Here is a 2,329-nt window from a genome sequence, read left to right as displayed (position 1 = left end):
CGTTTGCACGCGCACTCTTTAATAGTTTCTCAATAATTTTTGCCGGCTTGTTGTTTGTAAATTGAAGCGTGCTCAAAGCGGCGCCAACTTTTTTCCCGCGAACTATATCCGCGACAAGTCGTCCCTTTTGAGGCGACATTCTAACAAATCTCAGTTTTGCAGTTGCTATCATAACTTCCTTTAATTTCAACCATTTCCCGTCGCATCAAATGATACGAAAGAACGCAAGTCTATTTTCGTTGGGAGGGAATGTCAAGAAGTTTCTTGCATTCAGAACCTGCTTTCCCAAACGAAAACGGTTTTCCGAATCCCCATGTCCTACCCGCCGCATCGGCACTGGTAAGATCCAGGAAGCGAAGTACGAAGTATACACGATGTACGAACTAAACCTAATCTTTTTTTTAATATTTTTTTGTCTATGCAAAAGGTGAAAATACAATCTAACCTTTAAAGCATAAAAAGCCCTGTTTAAGCATGTAAACCTGCAGGACAACACTCCTCCCTTTCAGCACCAAGTCCCACAGCGCAGAAAAAAGAGGCCCAGGAAAGAGCAAACGGGATCTACGTCTGTACTTAAATTATGTAAATAATTGAAAACTACTTTTTGCCGAACCAGAACTTCGTGAAAAGCGCGAACGGACCGCTGAAAAGTTTTTCCCTGTAATACTGGTCGGCCCCGCGCTTAACCACCTGCCCCATCGAAGGATAGACATGTATAGTCTGTGAAATCTGCTGGACGCCAAGCCCGCTATTCATCGCAAGCGCGTATTCATTTATCAAATCACCACCGTTCGCTCCAAGGATATGCGCGCCCAGTATCTTCCCCTTCAGGTCGCAGACCACTTTTACCATCCCCTCTGTAGCACCTTCGATAACCGCCCTGTCGTGACCGCTGTAATTAAATCGATATACGCTTACATTTGATGCGCCAAGCATGCTCTTCGCCTCCACTTCTGTAAGGCCGACTCTTCCGAACTCCGGGTCGGTGAAGGTACACCACGGGACGACTCTCCTGTTGATCTTTCTTCTCACCAGCGGGAAGAGAGCGTTTGAAATCACCACCCCCGCCTGATGCTCCGCCGCGTGGGTAAACGGGAAGAGCCCGATAACATCACCGCATGCCCATATGTTGGAGACGGTAGTTTTAAGGGTATCGTCAACCACTATGCCGAGGTCGGTACTCTTTACTCCTATCCCTTCCAGATTCAGCCCTTCGATGTTCGGTTTCCGTCCTGTGGCTACGAGTATCTTCTCCGCGCTGAAAACCTTTTGCCCCTTCCCTTCACCATAGCTGACTGTGAGCGATACCTTTCCGCCGGACTCTTCGACCTTGTCGTAATGGGGTGCGGTCTGGATATCGACACCTTCCGCTCTCAAAATACCTTCCAGCATCTTCGCCAGTTCATGATCCTCCTTCGGGAGAATCCGGCCCCTGCGCTGAAACAGCGTCACCTTGCATCCGAAGCGGGAGAATATCTGCGCGTACTCGATTCCAATCGGTCCCGCGCCGAGGATTATCATCGACTCAGGGAGCGTTTTTATATCAAGTATGTTTTCGTTATTGAGGAAGGAGACTCCATCCGAGCCGGGGATGGTAGATTCTGCCGGACGCGAACCTGTCGCGATGAGAAATTTCTTCGCCTTTATCTTTCTTCCGGGAACTGCGAACGTATGGCGGTCTTCAAATAATCCGGTACCGAATATGACATCGACTCCCATCTTGCGGAACCGTTCCGGATCATCGTGAACCGCAATTGTCGACTGAACCTCCCGCATTCGCTCCATCACACGTCCAAAATCAAGCTTTGTGTTTCCGATATGGAGGCCGAGCTTCTCCGCTTTAATAGAGTCACGGAATATCTTTGCGGAGTGGAGCAACGATTTTGTCGGGACACAGCCAAAGTTGAGACAATCTCCGCCGAGCTTCCCTTTCTCTACGAGGGCGACCTTCGCGCCGAACTGCGCCGAGCCGCTTGCGGTTACGAGTCCGCCTACCCCGCCACCGATTATTCCAATATCAAGCACGCTCTCTCCTCCGCTGAATGACTATAGGGTGATTAAACTCCGCCCCATGTATTAATGACTGATTACTACATCCTATCAGTATATAGATGTGAATGAGAGAACGTGAGCCGGAATTGAAAATTGAAGAGTTTTTAAATCTAGATCAAATCGATTCAGGCAATACCCAGCCAAGCTCGCGCAGGATGATAGGTAACGATTCCCGTGTGGTTCTGCGAATCGCCTGGGCGATATGGTACTCGGATTTTTCGATAAGACCACTTTGAACAAGATGCAGCAGGTTTCTATTATCGAATAGGCTTCTGAT

At 48.7% G+C, this 2,329-nt stretch carries 2 protein-coding genes; both read right to left on the bottom strand.

From position 1 onward, the window contains the following. Positions 1 to 172 (bottom strand): 50S ribosomal protein L22 (gene rplV / locus OEY64_13275; GenBank protein ID MDH5543914.1); only part of this gene is annotated, 172 nt, incomplete at its 3' end. 425 nt (positions 173 to 597) lie between these two features. Further along, positions 598 to 2,025, bottom strand: a complete 1,428-nt coding sequence (locus tag OEY64_13270; GenBank protein MDH5543913.1) for an FAD-dependent oxidoreductase — start codon at positions 2,023 to 2,025, stop codon at positions 598 to 600. Positions 2,026 to 2,329: the final 304 nt, after the last annotated feature.

The sequence above is a fragment of the Nitrospinota bacterium genome (genome assembly GCA_029881495.1).
Lineage (GTDB): Bacteria > Nitrospinota_A > UBA7883 > JACRGQ01 > JACRGQ01 > JAOUMJ01.
This window is presented reverse-complemented; position numbering and strand designations above follow the sequence as displayed.